Genomic DNA, 16,046 nt, shown 5'->3' on the forward strand with positions numbered 1-16,046 from the left:
AGAAACAGCTGGCCATTGACATCAGTCGCGGCGGTCAGTCCCAGGATCGTTATGCATTCTGCCAGTACTCAGGCATGGGAACGGGCAGGTCACCGCCTCGGTTGCCGTCTGAACCGAGTTCATCGCGCAGGAGGCCTTGCTTGAGTGTGGCAACGAACCCGGGCATGTCGGGGTACATGGTGCGGTGGGATCGGTTAAAAGTCCGATCTAGTACTGGCAGCAACTGCCGCTTTATCTCGGGGCTGATGACAATCCCTGCGTACGAGAACCCTTGCCAGTTGGTGCCTCCTATATTGGCGTCGGGAGACTCTAAAGCCCGAAGGGTGAAAGGCAGCAAGGGAGCAAAACCACTCCATTGAAACCCGACCACCGGCCCGTCCTGGGGTACATCGGGAAAGACACCTGCCAAAAACGCGCCTTCCTGAGCCTTCATTCGTTCATCCTTCGGGCGCGGTTCGATAAGGAGCGGGCCGCCTATGGCCTGGGACTTTCGCATCGCGGAAATGACCGTTGCTTCGCGTGGCATAGTGACCGTGTCGTATGTCAAGGTGGGGATGTCCGATGTGACCCGAGACGGGGCGTCGGAGACTGTCATCACCACGAGTACTCCCGGCAGGTTCGCCATGCTGCTATCCGAACAGGCGAACCAGAGCGCCGTCAGAGGGTTGAAGGTGACATCGATGAGCCGGGTTGGTGCCCCATGATGTTGCAGCATGGCAAGCAAATGCATATCGGTCACGCTCCCATGCTCAGATAAGCCAATATCCCAGTTACGAGCCACACGAAGGATCTCTACTTCACGTTGCCGCAGATTGGCTTCGGTAACTTCCACTCCCTCCTTGCGGAGCGCCCGGACCAGAGTAGATTCGACTTTAAATGCATGGTCGCCAAGTCCACGCCAAACCACGCGAGTCTCGGACCCTAAACCAAAAGTGGCCCTCCCAATAATGTGCCAGAGTTCTGATAGCGACTCGGGCCTGATGGCCCAGCTGTCGGTCCACGGGCTGGGCGGAGGAATATCCGCTCTCTCCAACTTTTCGCCTCTCTACTTCAGTTCATCGTTAGACATGAAGCCTGGTGTCAATGGGCAAACAGGGGCGGTCGATTCATCCAGCCGCTAAGCGGCACTGCCTTCTTCATCATTTTCTTCTGACGACGAACTTTCGGTTACTTCGATTAATGATCCCGGCAGGTAGTGACTATACGTCTGAGTAAGATATCGGGATGCGCTTTCGTCCGTCGCGGCATAGGCGAATGATTTCTTAATGAATGCCATGCGGTACCGCGCGTTTTGGATCACTTGAGCCCAACTCATGGCACGAATCGTAAGTGGGAAGTCATTTGACTCCGCCACCACCCCTACCTCGCGCCCCTTTTGGTGAGTCAGCATCCTGGTGTTATCGGAAACTTTGTCTCCGACGATCCAAAACTCCCAAGTTGAATCAGTCATAGCAAAACGAGAATCACCGGCCACTGCGTGAGCATACTTTGAGATCTGTTCGATCTCTTTGAATCCGATATGAACTGTGGGTCGCTTCAACTCAATCACGATGTGGTGTCGCCTGTTTTCAGAAGTCTCTATGATGCGACTGAGCATCATATCGACGACGACACGTCGTCCCTCCGTGTCGAGTACCTCACCAGTGCCCGTGAGCGGCTCTGAATCGTCAGCTCTCAATAGATCAGCGTGTTCTTTTAGTGCTGTCGTAAGAGTCACATCATTAGCAGTGAGTGCATATTCCTCACGGAATATCCACGTTTCAGCTTCGAGGATCTTTTGCAGTTGGCTGCGTTCTAGAAGTTTCTTACGAAGGTCCTTTCCGAAAATCATCTGCTCAAGGGCGATGAGAAAATCAAGGCGGTCAGTGACTTGCCGTGTTGCTTCAATCATTGAGCTGATCGAGGTCTTCTTTAATAAGAGGGAAAGCTCTGCGATCTGTTCTTCGGGTAACTCAATTACTTCACGAAGTACTTGTTGGAGGCCGGTAGGGTTATTCTCGAGTGCTTCCCTGATTAGACGCAAGGACAGCTTGCGTGATGGGGCATCGGCAGATTCAATTACGGGCGAGGCTGCTACAGCGACTATTTCAAACAACTCACGTTCGGACTTTTCGAGCGGATTTGAAGCTGGTGCATCGTACGGGTATGTCTTGTCAGCCTTCCAAGCAGCCATTAATTCGGCGCCTTTGGCTTTTTTTCTGTCGTCGAAATGTTCTCGAAGTTTTTCTTTCGCACCTTCCAGTACGGTACTAATCGGTTCGGCTCCTAGGTCGGCTAATGCGAGAATATCGCGCAGAGTCGAGAACCCTTCCCAGTGCAAGTACGCCGTGAAGTGGAAACCGGGGGCATGTATACCAGCCTTAGTCTCATGCAGGGCAGTACCCTTACCGTCGCACAACATTAGTGCGCGATTCTTTTGAGGCTGCTTCCACTCGATGATGATGAGCTTCATCGGATGATCTGTCGCTAGGTCCTCGATCTTCAGCTCATACTCGGTCTTATCTTTCCGCATTCTTGCGGGGTCGATGAGCTGGCCCCCGAATGTGAGGGAGAGTCCGTGCATTTCAATTACGAGGGCAAAAGTCGCTGTCAGTGATTCGAGCGCGGATCGGCTGTCGAGCCATTTAAGCGCTGCTTCACTCAAGCCATCAACCCGTACAACAGTTCCCGTTTTGGTCTGAGTACGATCTAGTTCTGTGACATCAACTTCGTTGAGACTTGACCGTCGTCCCGTAATTTTTAGACTTCTGGGCTGCCCATGGATGCCAACGGCTGTGGAAGTCCAAGTCAGAACCTCTCCAAGTCCAAACGCTCCTATCCGGCCCTGACCGGCACGGCCATGAAGTGGTCGTCCGCCTTCGGTGGTTGTGCCTGAGGACTTCCAGGAGCCGCCCAGCCGTCCGAAGGAGAGATCGGCTCGTTCGGGTGTGATGCCAGTTCCGTCGTCGATGACCTCTAAGGCGTCAAATCCGCCAGCTGAATTATGGATAAGTTTCACTTCGATGTTCTTGGCATCGGCATCGATAGCGTTCCAGATGAGTTCGATTATCCCGCCGAGAGGTTTCTTGACTAGCCGATCAAGATGATCGCGCTCAACGCGGATAATATGCTTGCTCACTGGTGCCCCCGACGATAGTTCTGCTTGTTTGAGTAATTCTCACATGAGTATGCGACATGACCTCGCTTCCGTCGCGATGGAGGTACGCTCGAAATCAGCGCTGGGAGTGTAGTGCGCCGCTACGCGACACCAAGCTGGGGCTATGGGTAGTCTGCCGCGGGTGCTGAAGCGACAAACTGTGGAGCCGGGCCTCCAGCCTAGAACGACGAGCCTCACGTTTCGCACGGATGAGGCGGCGGAGAGTGTGGTCAGTCCTGGCCTTCATCATTTGCTCTGGCGTGATGACTCGGTCTTGGTCAAGGTACTCAAGCTCGGGCGGGAATTCCTATCTCCGTCCGTTGCCATAACTCTTACGGATTGGCCGGTTGTCGGGGTCCGCTTTCCGGCGTGCCCGGGCTCTAGCCCGTTTGGAGGCGAGAAGGCATACACGCTTCGTGCAGGTCTTGGTGGTCTGTGCGCCGATCAGTTGGTGGCCGCGGAACTGGCATGTCACGATTCCACCAGCAAATGCACAGGAGCGCAGCAGCGCTTGTTGCCGCAAGTCCGCCGGTCTCTCTTCGGTACGTCGCCCCACAGGGCCTGGGCGACTACGCGACGCACCCGCAGGTCCTTGCCCCGACGTCGTCACCGATCCATGGGGCGCAGCCGCCGGAAGCGCTAGTTCCCGAGGCACCGTGGCTCCATCACCTGATCGCGCGGTCGTCCGAGGACGAAGCGGGCAGCGGTTTCGGCATCAATGGGGTCGGATTTTCCGGTAAGTGACCGCGATGAGCGAGTGGGTGGCCTGACCTCGCCGACATCGATGCCTGCGGCAAGCAAGACCTGGGTGATCCGGGCTCCGTAGGAGGACGTTCCCTCGACGGCTGCGAAGACCCTCTGCCCACCGGTGCGTCGTCGGATCCAGGAGATCGAGCGGTCCATCCCCGATGAAGTGGCGGGGAAGGCAGCGATATCGACCACTGCGCCTGTGGAGGCGTGGATGGCCGTGAAAGTGTGTGTGCGGGCGTGGGTATCGACTCCAACAACGAACTCAAATTCCTGGGCGATGATTGCCATTACGTGTTCTCCTTCTGTTGAACCGGACAAGTGGCAGGGGGCCTGCTGGGGTCGCATCGGAGACGCATCTGTAACGGGTCACACCTGAGGCGGACAGTCTTCTGATCAGGTCATCCGGGGCGGGCAGGCCGGTGCCCGGGGAACGGCACGGACACGTCATTTTCAAGACACCACATACGCGGGTCGGATATACAAGAGTCACGCCCCGCTTTACGGGACCAGCATGCCAGCCGGCCTCGGGCCGGCTGCTGACCATTACAGATCTACTCGCTGGTCACGGATCTTGCCGTCGACGGTGTTCCCGTGGCGGTGACCTGTAGGGTGTTGGAATTTAGCAAGCAAGGCTACTACCGGTGGAGGGCCAGCCCGGTGACAGACAGGGACTGGCTGGACGCGCACCTGGTCAACGCCGCTCTGGACATCCACGCCAACGATCCGGCGTTCGGATACCGGTTCATCGCCGACGAACTCCCCGGGAAGGGCATCACGGCGGGCGAGAACAGGGTCCAGCGTCTGTGCAGGGACCACGGCATCTGGTCGGTGTTCTCCAAGAAGCGGGGCCTAAACCGCAAGCCCGGGCCGCCGGTCCACGACGACCTGGTCGAGCGCGACTTCACCGCCGCGGCGCCGAACGAGCTGTGGCTGACCGACATCACCGAGCACCCCACTGCCGAGGGCAAGCTCTACCTCTGCGCGGTGAAGGACGTCTACTCCGGAAGGATCGTCGGGTACTCGATGGACGCGCGGATGAAGTCCTCGCTGGCAGTCGCAGCGCTGGAGAACGCAGTGCGGGCACGCCGCCCGGCAGGAACAGTGGTCCACTCGGATCGCGGCTCCCAGTTCCGGTCCCGTCGCTTCGTCGAATCACTGCGGCACCACGGGCTCACCGGATCGATGGGCAGGGTCGGTGCGTGCGCGGACAACGCCGCGATGGAATCGTTCTTCTCGCTCCTGCAGAAGAACGTCCTGGACCGTCAGCGGTGGCTCACACGCCAGGATCTCAGGCTCGCGATCACGACCTGGATCGAACGGACCTACCACCGCCGGCGACGGCAACGGCGACTGGGAAAACTCACGCCCATCGAATATGAAACAATCAACCGGACCGCGCTCACAGCGGCCTAAAACCCCGAGTCAACAAAAGCCGGGGCAGTCCCTTCCGATCTTTTCCAGGATCGCGGGGGAAGGGATTCGATAGCCCAGATGCCTGGTCATGAACGAAACGACCTGGCCGCCGACCTGCAGTGTCGGGACGGAGCCGATGAGATAGATCCGGTCCAGGCACTGAACATCCAGGGCGACGTGGCCTTCGACGACGTCAGTGACATTAAGCACCACAATGACTGCATCCCCTCAAAAAGCCTCCGATAGCACCAGAATGCACCGCACCGGACCGGGTGTCATCAGCGGCAGCCAACCACCGCCTCAGCGGTCAGAGGCGAAGCCTCACTGGAAGGATGCCTAAGTATTTTGAGGCGGCTTCTTTGCCCACTTCCCGCGTGTAAGCTGTGTCCGCGCTGTCTTCGGCAGCTTCAATCTGACTGGCGACACTGCAACTGGTGAACACCCACTAGAGCTGCAGCAATCACGGCGCTTACTCCTGCAATGCCGGGAGTCTTCCAGTCAGATTTGGCTTTTTCCTGTCCGGCGGCTTTCTCTTCTCCCGGGGCATCCTTCATGGTTGAAGACTACGCGGCTCAACAACAGGCCCTGAGACTTGCCTTATCGACATCAGCCCATGGGCATCGCAGCAAAGTTAGTTGTTGTCATCGGTGGTAGGCCTGCGCTACGGCACTTGTCAGCAGAGTTGGGTTGCCCCGTTCCGCGATCTTTTCGGCTAACCGTGACATCTGTTCCAAGAGAGCGGTTGGGTCCTGGTGGAGGTCGATCGCATGGCAGTGGACAGACACCTTGTGCCCTAAGACCTCGTGGATTCGGGGTTCTTCCTCGCCCTCGGCATAGACCAGGTGGCCTGTGTCGAGGCCCAAGCGCACACAGTAGGCCAGCATTTGGTAAACGTCCGCATTGGGGTAGTTGGCGAATTTTGCGGCTTTGTATTTGGCGTCGATGACCGCTCTCGGCCGATCGCCATCATGCCATAGCAGGTCAGGTCTCAGCGCCACCTTTGAGCCAACATCGAGATATGTCCCGGTTGCTTGGGACGTGGCTGTCCCTCCGCTTCGCTCCAGACCTTGGGCCAGCGTGGTGGTGACGAAGTCTTCAAAAATTTTCCACATGTCAAACAGGAACGCGGTGGCGGTAATCTCTCCGCTGTCTTGTTCGAGAGAGGAGTTTTCGAGGATGATCTCTGCAAGGAGGAGTGCCGCCCTGTATCTGGAGTTGAGTCTCGTGAATTGGATGCGGGGCCGCCCGTGACCGCTGATCAGGGTGGTGGCCCCGTCCAGTAGTTGCGTCGTTTTACGTAAGTCAGTCCTGATCTGATGTGGCAGCGTCGTCAGGTTCAGCAGGCGGCGGGCGGCCGTCAGGAGGAGCCGGTTTTCGGCTACGTCGACGGTGTATTCGTCGAAGACCACTTGCGCAGGGAAAGCCAGCCCCCCGCGTCTGCCGATTTGGGCGGGGATGTTGATGCGGCCACGCACGATGGGCAGGGATTCTTCGTAGGATTCATAGCCTTGGAGGAGTCCCTGCCTCGTTGCCTTGGCGACGTGTCGGAGGAACGTGGCAGCAATGGTGCTCACCAAATCGCTGTCAGTGTCGCTGCTGATGGTGATGTCCTCGTCCTGCCAGAATTCACGGTCCAGAGCGTAGCCCATCATGAAAAAGAGCCTTGCGACCGGCACTTTGGGGTGGATGACGATTTGGAAGTCAGCCACCTGGATTACTCCGACTTTGCGGACGTTGGCTATCGTCCAGTGGCCGCCGCCAGCCGGTGTCACGGTTGCGATGTCGAGCCGGTTGAGGGCCGTGGCGACATCGTCGGAAATACTGTGGCGTTCGGGAGTGCTGCTTTCCTGCAGTTGTAGCCATCTCATCTTGCTATCCAGGGGGTGAATAGGCGGGGTCTGTGGGTGCCGGCGGCGGGGTCATCAGTTGGTTGCGGAGGGCCTGGAGACCGTAGATTTTTTCGATATCAACGCGTTCGCCGTAGTGATGCTCGCTGAGGAGGGGCAGGATGTCGTATTCCCAGATGTCCTCCAGCTGGCCCGGATGGAATTGGCAATCTTTGGGCATCAGGTAGCTTGGCCCGATCCTGAAGTCCGTGTTACTGATCTTGTCGTTGACCGCTGCCAGGAGGGCGGCCGGCTCGTTGTCAAGCCCATGGCGTTCCAGCCACCGCGTGAGCACGGTTTTAGTGGGGTGTTTGTCCGGGTGCAGTTCGACGAACGAAAAACGCCGACGCATGGCGGTGTCGAGCAACGCAATTGAACGGTCGCTGGTGTTCATCGTGCCGATGAGGAAGAGGTTGGCCGGCAAAACAAAGAAGTCTTCGTCGTCCTTGCTGTACTGCAGTTTGATGGGCTGGTCCCGGTATTCCAGAAGGAAGTACAACTCGCCGAAGATCTTAGCCAGATTACCCCTGTTGATTTCGTCGATGACCAAGACGTAGTTGAACTCAGGATTTTTGACCGCCTGGTCAACAATCCGGCGCAGCGGTCCGTCCTTGAGCTCGTATGAAAGCGACCCTGATACCGAGGTGACTGGACGGTACCCCTGAAAGAAGTCCTCGTACGAGTAGCTCGGATGAAACTGGACGATTTCCGTGTAGTTGTCATCGCCTGCGATGTGTTGGGCCAGTTTCATCGCTACAAATGTCTTGCCGGTCCCTGGAGGCCCATAGAGGATGATTTGTCCACGACGTTCAAGCAGATCTAGCTGCTTTTGCAGCCAGACCTGATCGAAAAACAGCGAGTCAGCAAGTTGCGCGTCGGCCGGACGAAAGCGGCGTCGTTGACCGGACCCTGTCTGGTCAGGATCCGTGGTCTCAACATCCGGCTCGGGGTCCAGATCCGCGGCAACTATGGGCTGCTGCTTCCATTCATGGGCGAACGGTTCCTCGTAGAAATTTACGGATCCGCCGGTCTTTTGCTGAAGTTTCAGAATGATTGCCAGGAGGTCTCGGTCGACGTCCGAGGAGCTTTCACCGATCTCACCAACAAAAGCCGTTCGGATCGCGAGCTTGTGCTTTTCCGAAACAATCGACGTGATGAGCTGCGGGTGGACGATGTAAGCCAGTGAATTCCTTTGCGTCGGGAAACTATGGCCAGGCAGGCTGTTCACGAAGTCTCGCCAGGCCCACGCGTCTCCCAACAGCAACTCCTTATCGGTCTCGGTTTTGTTGAGCCAGTCGTCGAGCAGTCGGATGATCAACACGAGCGCATGATACAAGTTGTTGTTCATGGCGAGGCCGGGATTGAAACTGCCGGACTTGAATGCTTTGGCCACCTCCGCGGGTATCTGGACGGGATGGTCCATATAACTGAGGAGCGTCTGTATGCGCTCTTTCTTGGCACGTTCGCCGATCGTTTCGGCGCTGATTGGAAGTAGCTGCCAACACACCAGCTCTGCCATCAGCAGGCGGGCGTCGTCGGAGACGCCGGCCATTTGGATTTTAAGTTTGTCCACAAAGTTCCCCGTCTCCGGGTCGGGAGCCTCAACGAAAACCGAGCGAAGCTCATCTACCGGGCCCTGTGCCCAGACTGCCCGGCCGGGAGCAAACACAGAACCACCCTCCTGCAGCCCGCGTTCAACGAAAGGCAGGGCGGCCAGACGGATCGCTTCCTCGTCCTTGTCCACGGCGATGATCGTCGTGCTGAGCTGCTCCTGTTTTTGTTCGCTGCTCAGGGCGCTCCAGGCGTTGTATCGGTTTCGAGCCTCCGCCGTCAAAGCGGTCGCATCGGGGTAGTCCTCGAGCGCCTGCCGGCCCTCAGGCGTAATCTTCCATTGGCCCGTGCCGCTCTTTTCGAGCCAACCCGCCTTGACCAGGTCCACGGTCGTCCACGTGAGGTAAGCCTCAGCACGTGTAAGGCCGCTCTGGAGTGGTTCGGCCTCAGATTCCTCCTGTGGGATCCGGGAAAATACCTGTGGAAAGACCGCTTCAGGACCGGTTGTCTTCGGCAGGCCGTCAGAACGATCCGCAAGCAGTTCGAGAACGAGCCTCACCCGGCGGGCATTGTTTTCTGCTGCTGACATTGGATCTCCTTTGACTGATCTACCAGCAGGCTAACCCGCCCTGCTGACAATCATGGCCTGCGGCCTTCCAACGATCTGAATTGGCTCGCCGGATGTTAGCCATATTGCGGTCCCAAAGTGATAGAGCATTCGGGAAAAGTGCGAGAGCGTTCGAAGAAAACGTGCATTAAGTGATAGAGCGCTGGAGGGGTCGACGGCGGCCTGCCGGGGTTGAGCCTGTCGGAACTTGGGTTTCGATGGTTTCGACAGGCTCGACCACCGACCACCGGGTTTCGAGGGGCTCAACCACCGGCAATACGGTTCAGCGGGTGTGATGCGTCGGCTGCAGTTCGTACACCGGCGTTTCCAGCCCTTCCATCCGGGCTTTGAGCTGCAGTGCCGGGTACGAGGAATAGTGCCGGCTCTGGTGCAGGTTGCCGCCGTGGATCCAGAGGTTGGGCACGTTGGTGGGCTTCCACATGTTGCGCAGCTCACCTCCCCAGGGGCCCGGGTCCTTCGGGGTGTCCGAGCCGTACCCCCAACATTTTCCTACTTTGTCCGCGATTTCTGGAGAGACCAGGTCCGCCAGCCAGCCGTTCATGGAGCCGTAGCCGGTGGCATACACAATCAGGTCTGCCTCCAGCTCGGTGCCGTCGTTCAGGACCACGGCGTTACCGGTGACCTGGAAACCTCCCCCGAGCGAAGCTGCACCCGGCCGTCGATGATCAGCTGGGAGGCGCCAACGTCGATGTAGTAGCCGGAGCCGCGCCGCAGGTACTTCACGAACAGCCCGGACCCGTCCACGCCGAAGTCCAGGTCGAATCCGACAGCCTCCAGCTGGGAGTAGAACTCCGCGTCCCGGGCAGCCATCTCCTGGTACTTAGGCACCTGCGCCTCAGGCAGTATCCGCAGCGGCAGCGACGCGAACAGCAGGTCCGCCTTCTTGGTGGTGACGCCGTTCGCCAAAGCCTTCTCCGAGTACAGGTCCCCCAGGGCCAGGTCCATCAGCGACTCGCTCCGGGCGATGTGGGTGGAGGACCGCTGCACCATGGTGACGTCGGCGCCGTGCTCCCACAGGTCCGCGCAGATATCGTGCACGGAGTTGTTGGAGCCGACCACCACCGCCTTCTTCCCGGCCCAGTCCCCGCCGCCCCGGTGCTGCGACGAATGGCGCTGCTCCCCCAGGAAGGAGCCCGCGCCGTCGAACGATGGAATGTTCGGGTAGCCCGAGACGCCCAGGGCGAACACCAGCTGCTTGGGCCGCAGCGTCACCGATTCCCCGTCACGAACTACGTTGACCACCCAGTCCTGGGCGCCGTCGTCGTACTCGGCACCGACGCACTCGGTGCCGCCCCAGTAGTTCAGCTCCATGATCCGGGTGTAGTGCTCCAGCCAGTCGCCGATCTTGTCCTGGCAGCGAAGCCGGGCCAGTCGTCGGGGCACTTCAGGTAGGACATATGGTCGTACCAGACGGGGTCGTGCAGGTGCAGGGACTTATAGCGGTTCCGCCAGAGTCGCCCGGCTTCTGGTTCTTCTCGATGACGAGGGTGGGGACGCCCAGGCGCCGCAGCCGGGCCGCGAGGCCGATGCCGCCTGCCCGCCGCCGATGATGAAGGTGTAGGGCTGCTCCTCGTAGCCGAGCCGCGCCTCGCTCCTCCTTCTGTTCCAGCCAGGAGCGCCGGCCCTTGATGATTTCGTGCGCCACGCTCTTCTCGCGGCGGGTCCCGTTCTTCTCCTCGAAGCCTTTCAGCTCCTGCATGGTGGTGGGCAGCGTCCAGCATTTGCCGTTCCGCAGCCGGAGGTGGCCGTAGCCGCGGGCGGCGGAGCACTGCTTACGTGCGTTCTCTTGACCAACGCTAGGACTCACGCACCCCGCTGGAGGGCGTAAGGAGTATGCAGGGCCCACGACCGCGCTGCACGAAAGGGCAGTCCGACAGGTTCAGGAAAGCATGCGGATACGGAAACCGGATCCGATCTGCTCGAAGAGTTCCCCGCCTCGGAGGCGAAGGTCCCTACGAAGAGTGGCCTCGGGAGTCTGTGCGGAGGAGATATCTCGTAGCTCAGTCGCGGCGATACTCGCAACCAGCTCATCTACGGTCCACACACGTTCAGGCTCGTCCCCAGCGACCTGCCTGGCAGCCTCGATCCACGTGTGCTGCGTAGTCTCGGAGGCCTGGTCAGCCGCCGCGAATCGAACGAACTCATCTGGCACTTCGTAGCCGACGGTCTTCCCCGGTCCTTCGTACACGGCTTCTAGGGGGAAAGGGACTTCGCCCTGCAGCGCACCGGAATCAATGAGGGCTATCGTTGCGCGCTGGGCAGGCATAGAGAAACGTCGAAGGGACCTGTCATCGGCGTATCCGGCAATTTCGTATATTTCCGCTCTACGAGCCAGCCCTCCTGTCGCGGCTGCGAGGGCTATCACATCGGCCTGGGTTGCATACCCATCGCGACGGAGATCGGCAAGGAGCTGATGATAAGCGGCTGAGGTCCACTCCCCAGCATCACGGGTTCTGTTCTCTGAGACCGTCTCCAGCGCAGACGACAGGGAGCGAGACGAGTCCGCGTCGACTGACCGGATTCCGTTCATGAGACGGTAGAAGTCTCGCGGATCCAGCAGCATGAACTGCGCCCCGGTTCGTTCCAGAGCCTCGGAGACTAGTTCAGGCCGGACACCCAGGACCTGCTTCTTCGGTTGTGTGACGACGCTGCGCCAGTCCTCCTTGTTATCGTTCGTAACGAGAACGAAGTTGCGAGGTTCCGGTTGCCCCTCGACGAAGCGGAGAGCCTGCTCCCAGAGGAGATAGTCGCCTGTACCGTGTTCGGGGATCTGGTCCTTCTTGTCCTTCCCGTCCATGTAGCCGGGCGGGACTTTTGTCTCGAAGCGCTTCAGACCCTTTTGGACCATGGTCTCTTCATCAGAGCCAAAGCTGGCGCCGATTCGCCCTTCGAGAATCGACTCCAGCCGCTTCAGAACAGGATCCAAGCTGTTATCCCCGAGGATTCGTTTCACATCAAGGGGCGTGCCTCGAGCGACGTCGATCTGGGCTTTCAAATCAGCCAGAGTCTTATCGATCTGGCTGCGGATTTCATCAAGTTCCTCTGTACGTTCACGGTCCGGTCGCAACGAGTTAACGACCGCAAGCAGCTCCTCGCGGACACCGTCGAGCGGTTGAGTCTGAACTGGCGCTTCCGCGATCGCGGACTGACGATTGCGCCAGAACTCACGGAGGACCTGATGGGGGACGAAGAGACGATCCTGCAAGAATTCGAGCGCGTCGAGAGCCAGGTTCCGAGCAGACTCAGGAATTGAGTAGAGGTCAAGCAAGACGTTTGTGTCCAGCACGACGAACGACTCACGTAGCAGGGTCGTCGCTTCGTCCTCTGTTGGATCCTAATAGCCCTCGAATCCAGTCCAAATGGTCATGTGCCGGTTCCCCTCTTCGAAAGAGGACTCGTCTTTGGCCCCCGTCGTGCTTGCTGTCTCTAACATTGGCTTTGACTCTTCCGTCGTTCAACGGCCCGCACTCTTTCCCAATTTGGTGCAGATGGGAGGCCAAATCCAGACACTCTACTTGTCCCAATCGGGTCCGCTCACTTCATCACCGGTAGTAGCTCCGTGCCCGGTCGGTACTCCTACCGGCAGGCAGACCTAAAGATTGTTGGGAACGCATCGCGGCGGGCATGAAGATCGGTGCGGATCTGCTAACCACTACCGGGCAACTAAGCACGCATTCTGACGTTACCCCAATCCCTAGCTCCAGTCAGAGAACTAAGTTAGAACAACTGACCAACATCGTTGAGCGCGGCAGGAACCACGTCGAGGTCGGCATCATAAAGCCAGTAGCGGTTGCCGTCACGCTCCTGTCTGCCGGTGACCTGCACTTCTTCCTCGTGGGCTATCGCCGCCGCCGCTACTTCAAATGACTCTTCACTCAGTCGGATTTGAAGAGTGGAAGCTTCGCTGCCCGCCGACACCTTCAAGCGCACGACACCCATCTCGCCTCGCTTCGGACGCGATACCAAGGACAGTCGTCCCACTGCGGTGACATGCTCAGCCGGCTGGAGGCTCGCAAGGGTGTGACCAGCACGTTCCAGCACGGGAGCAGCCGAGCCTTCGAACGCCAGATGAGTTTTGGCTTGAAGCGGCTGACTCGCCACGACTTCCCCACTCCATTCCACCGTTACGTCAGCACCGTCCGAATCGACAACCATCCGGCGGACGGCCTCAACCATCTCTCGTGAGACTCCGGAACTGACGCCCCGTTCAAACCCGCTCATGGAGTTCGTAGTTTTATAGTGCTCCAATGCCTCAACCGTTGATTCAAGCCCACCGACAACGCTTTCAACGATTTCCCTGCCGGTATACGTTCCTAAACCAGCAATCGACGGCGCGTCTACTTTTGGAGCCCTGTCGGGGAACGCCTCGTGCGGTGGCGCAAACGCGGTCACAACGTAACTGCCGATTTCGGTTTGTCCCATCAGAACCGAGTCCAAGAATCTGTGAGCGAATCTGCCGTTGGCCTGGCCATAGTAGGCGCGCCGAGAAAGACGCGTCTTAGCTCCAGCCAGCAGAATGTTCTCCGCTGCCCAGATAAGATCTCTGCCCGCAGACCAAGCGACGGCGCCACCAATGGTCGAAACGTCTTTCCGGAACTTCAACTCGTCCCCCAGAGACCGCTCCAACAGTTCCTTCACCATCAAAGGGCCGACTTCGGGGCTGGTTGCTTCAATACGGAGCAACAATTCACCCAGGAGTTCGTCATAGTCAGCCCAGGACTGATCCAACGGCACAATGACACTTTGCTGCTCGGTGTTGGACCGGCCATCCTTGAATCGATAGCGGTCGTAGCCATCGCGACCGCCAGTGCGCTCCCAGCCGTGACGCATCAGGAATGCCGCTATATTCCGGGGGTCCTCACCTTTCAAGTCCTCCAGTCGAGGTCGCTTGTATCCCATCAAGCCCTCGCTCCCGAGCCGACTCGCTGCATAATTGCGCACAGCGCCTTTTCATCGAACACGTTTGCCGTGGGTATTCGGACAGTGGTTTTCCCGCCCGCGGCCAAGTTGTGCTGCTCTCCACCGAGATTTACCCAGTAGGAACAGTGATTGATCGTCAGACAGTCCCTCCCCACATCAATCCAGTTGTCCCAGGAAGTGGGCACCAACATGACAACAAGAATTCGCGGTATGAGAACCGGGAAAGCTTCCAGCTTCAACAGGTGATCGTTCTCCAGTCGGAACGAAAAGTAGTCGCCGGACGGGTTAGGGGCGATCGTTGCCGTGCTTTTCAGTGAGATCTTAATGCTGGCTTCGGGGTCCATCACATGCTGTTGCGACTCGTGGTTAACGGTCCAATCTATCCCTCGGTCCGGGAAGGGCGCGCCCAAAGTGCATCCGGCAGCGGCAACGACACTGTGCAAATACCCGATCTGAAGCAGCTCCATGGCCGACGTCTGCGGCAAGCCACCCCGTAACATCTGGGCCACTCCAGCCATCGCTCCCCCATTGGTAATTCGTTAGTCACAGGAGCATACCAACGTTTCGAACCCTGCCCACTGGGTGGAGCAGCGGTTGTCACGGAACGACGACAGTTCAGGCCGTCGCCCATCTGAAGTGCGCCGAGTGATTCGCACCGCAAACCTGGAGGCCCTAACTGTGTGCCGCTAATCGTCGATTTCCGCCCATAGAGCTGAATTCTCGTCGAGTGTGTCGGCTAGGGTCCGCGACGAGACAATGGCCGGGTCCTCGTGCGGCCAATCCGCAGGCAGTAGAGAGTCGTCGGAAGTGGCAGGTCGGCTAATAGTCTGCCAGTCGTTCCAGCCTCCTCCTGGCTCTTTCCGAAGCCTTACCACAATCCTCGTTCGTGCACGGCCCTGATCTTTTGTTTAGACGGTCATGTTCGAGCCCTCTGGAACGAATTTGAGCGCCACAAAAACTGCAGTTTCAGCTGTAAGAAGGGTCATATCGCAAAAATTAGCCGGTCTGCTCCGGCGCAAAGAATTATGGGTTTATCTCGCTACACGGAGCTTGTGCCCAGACATTCGGGCAACTAGCCCTTCCTCGCGCGCTTCATGGCGGGCGTAGTTCACGTATTCCTAGAGCTGTCGGCGAAAGGCGCTGGCCGTGCACTATTCACTGCCAGTGCTTCATGGCCCATGTGTCTCGAAAACGTATGAGCTTAAGACGCCTCGGTTGAGAGATCTAACTACCTGTGCAGGGTATCTGGTTCCTCGTCAGCGCCCGGCTGCGGCGGCGTCCGCGACTGACAGCTCACTAGCGCCGGAGGCAATGGAGTCCGCAGTCTGACGATATGCCTCGGCTATGTAGTCCTCAAAGTCCTGCACGCCTATTCTCCACAGTCCCCGGGCACCTATCTGCAGCCCACGCAGCTCCCCGCTCTTAAGCAATGAACGGACTTGAGGAATGCCGACACTTAGCGCTTCGGCAACCTGCTCGATGGTCATGAAGCGCGCTGCGGGTTTGTTTGTTGCGGGCATTGCCCTATCGTAGGCGGGCAATCGCTTAGTTACTGAAGGGTACTGACAGCAAAATTCATTCCATACCACAGCTGCCCCCCGAAGACCGGTTCCCCCGACAACGCGCCTTGAAGACGCTGCCCGGCGGGTCGACCACACTGGCGCCAGATGAGTCCCCCGCACAGCGCAAGGCCGTCCAAAATGCGCAAAGCACGCCCGCTCAGCTCCTTAAAACAGGCGATTATTGGTGGACCTCCAAGTAG

At 58.6% G+C, this 16,046-nt stretch carries 11 protein-coding genes and 2 pseudogenes; 1 reads left to right on the plus strand and 12 read right to left on the minus strand.

Going from position 1 to position 16,046, the window contains the following annotated elements; translation table 11 throughout:
* Nucleotides 1-49 precede the first annotated feature (49 nt).
* The 3 genes from J7E83_RS11800 to J7E83_RS11810 form a co-directional block, all read right to left on the minus strand.
* A complete protein-coding gene (locus tag J7E83_RS11800) occupies nt 50-907 on the minus strand; it encodes an FRG domain-containing protein (protein WP_214962279.1) in 858 nt (285 codons plus the stop codon).
* Nucleotides 908-1,117: 210 nt separating this feature from the next.
* The gene (locus J7E83_RS11805; protein ID WP_214962281.1) at nt 1,118-3,118 is read right to left on the minus strand and encodes an ATP-binding protein; all 2,001 of its coding nucleotides are present in this window, start codon (nt 3,116-3,118) and stop codon (nt 1,118-1,120) included.
* 657 nt (nt 3,119-3,775) lie between these two features.
* A complete protein-coding gene (locus J7E83_RS11810) occupies nt 3,776-4,174 on the minus strand; it encodes a transposase (RefSeq protein WP_214962284.1) in 399 nt (132 codons plus the stop codon).
* A gap of 252 nt (nt 4,175-4,426) precedes the next feature.
* Here J7E83_RS11810 and J7E83_RS11815 point away from each other — a divergent pair.
* A pseudogene (locus J7E83_RS11815) lies at nt 4,427-5,299 on the plus strand (IS3 family transposase); the annotation flags it as partial.
* Between the two features lie 9 nt (nt 5,300-5,308).
* On the opposite strand, the gene J7E83_RS11820 reads toward J7E83_RS11815, so the two are convergent.
* From J7E83_RS11820 to J7E83_RS11860, 9 genes and pseudogenes are all read right to left on the minus strand, one after another.
* Entirely contained in the window at nt 5,309-5,509 is a 201-nt protein-coding gene (locus tag J7E83_RS11820) for a hypothetical protein (protein WP_214962286.1), read from the minus strand.
* Nucleotides 5,510-5,706: 197 nt separating this feature from the next.
* Entirely contained in the window at nt 5,707-5,853 is a 147-nt protein-coding gene (locus J7E83_RS11825) for a hypothetical protein (RefSeq protein ID WP_214962288.1), read from the minus strand.
* Nucleotides 5,854-5,940: 87 nt separating this feature from the next.
* Nucleotides 5,941-7,167: an McrC family protein gene (locus tag J7E83_RS11830; RefSeq protein WP_214962290.1), complete on the minus strand. Its 1,227-nt coding sequence runs from the start codon at nt 7,165-7,167 to the stop codon at nt 5,941-5,943.
* Nucleotides 7,168-7,171: 4 nt separating this feature from the next.
* Nucleotides 7,172-9,325, minus strand: coding sequence for an AAA family ATPase (locus tag J7E83_RS11835; RefSeq protein ID WP_214962292.1), 2,154 nt, complete (start codon nt 9,323-9,325; stop codon nt 7,172-7,174).
* Nucleotides 9,326-9,626: 301 nt separating this feature from the next.
* A pseudogene (locus tag J7E83_RS11840) lies at nt 9,627-11,135 on the minus strand (flavin-containing monooxygenase); the annotation flags it as partial.
* Nucleotides 11,136-11,243: 108 nt separating this feature from the next.
* Nucleotides 11,244-12,650: a PIN domain-containing protein gene (locus J7E83_RS11845; RefSeq protein WP_311379652.1), complete on the minus strand. Its 1,407-nt coding sequence runs from the start codon at nt 12,648-12,650 to the stop codon at nt 11,244-11,246.
* 431 nt (nt 12,651-13,081) lie between these two features.
* Nucleotides 13,082-14,233, minus strand: coding sequence for a hypothetical protein (locus J7E83_RS11850; protein ID WP_214962297.1), 1,152 nt, complete (start codon nt 14,231-14,233; stop codon nt 13,082-13,084).
* Nucleotides 14,234-14,262: 29 nt separating this feature from the next.
* The gene (locus J7E83_RS11855) at nt 14,263-14,751 is read right to left on the minus strand and encodes a DUF4365 domain-containing protein (protein ID WP_214962299.1); all 489 of its coding nucleotides are present in this window, start codon (nt 14,749-14,751) and stop codon (nt 14,263-14,265) included.
* Nucleotides 14,752-15,540: 789 nt separating this feature from the next.
* Nucleotides 15,541-15,804 (minus strand): helix-turn-helix domain-containing protein, encoded by a 264-nt coding sequence (locus J7E83_RS11860; RefSeq protein ID WP_214962301.1) that lies wholly within the window; start codon nt 15,802-15,804, stop codon nt 15,541-15,543.
* Between the last annotated feature and the right edge of the window lie 242 nt (nt 15,805-16,046).

It is taken from the genome of Arthrobacter sp. ISL-48, from assembly GCF_018613805.1.
GTDB lineage: Bacteria > Actinomycetota > Actinomycetes > Actinomycetales > Micrococcaceae > Arthrobacter.

Excerpts from the sequence above, each read along its gene's own strand:
- J7E83_RS11830 (WP_214962290.1), bottom strand. The coding sequence starts at position 7,167 with ATGAGATGGCTACAACTGCAGGAAAGCAGCACTCCCGAACGCCACAGT.
- J7E83_RS11860 (WP_214962301.1), bottom strand. The coding sequence starts at position 15,804 with ATGCCCGCAACAAACAAACCCGCAGCGCGCTTCATGACCATCGAGCAG.
- J7E83_RS11810 (WP_214962284.1), bottom strand. The coding sequence starts at position 4,174 with ATGGCAATCATCGCCCAGGAATTTGAGTTCGTTGTTGGAGTCGATACC.
- J7E83_RS11855 (WP_214962299.1), bottom strand. The coding sequence starts at position 14,751 with ATGGAGCTGCTTCAGATCGGGTATTTGCACAGTGTCGTTGCCGCTGCC.
- J7E83_RS11835 (WP_214962292.1), bottom strand. The coding sequence starts at position 9,325 with ATGTCAGCAGCAGAAAACAATGCCCGCCGGGTGAGGCTCGTTCTCGAA.
- J7E83_RS11825 (WP_214962288.1), bottom strand. The coding sequence starts at position 5,853 with ATGAAGGATGCCCCGGGAGAAGAGAAAGCCGCCGGACAGGAAAAAGCC.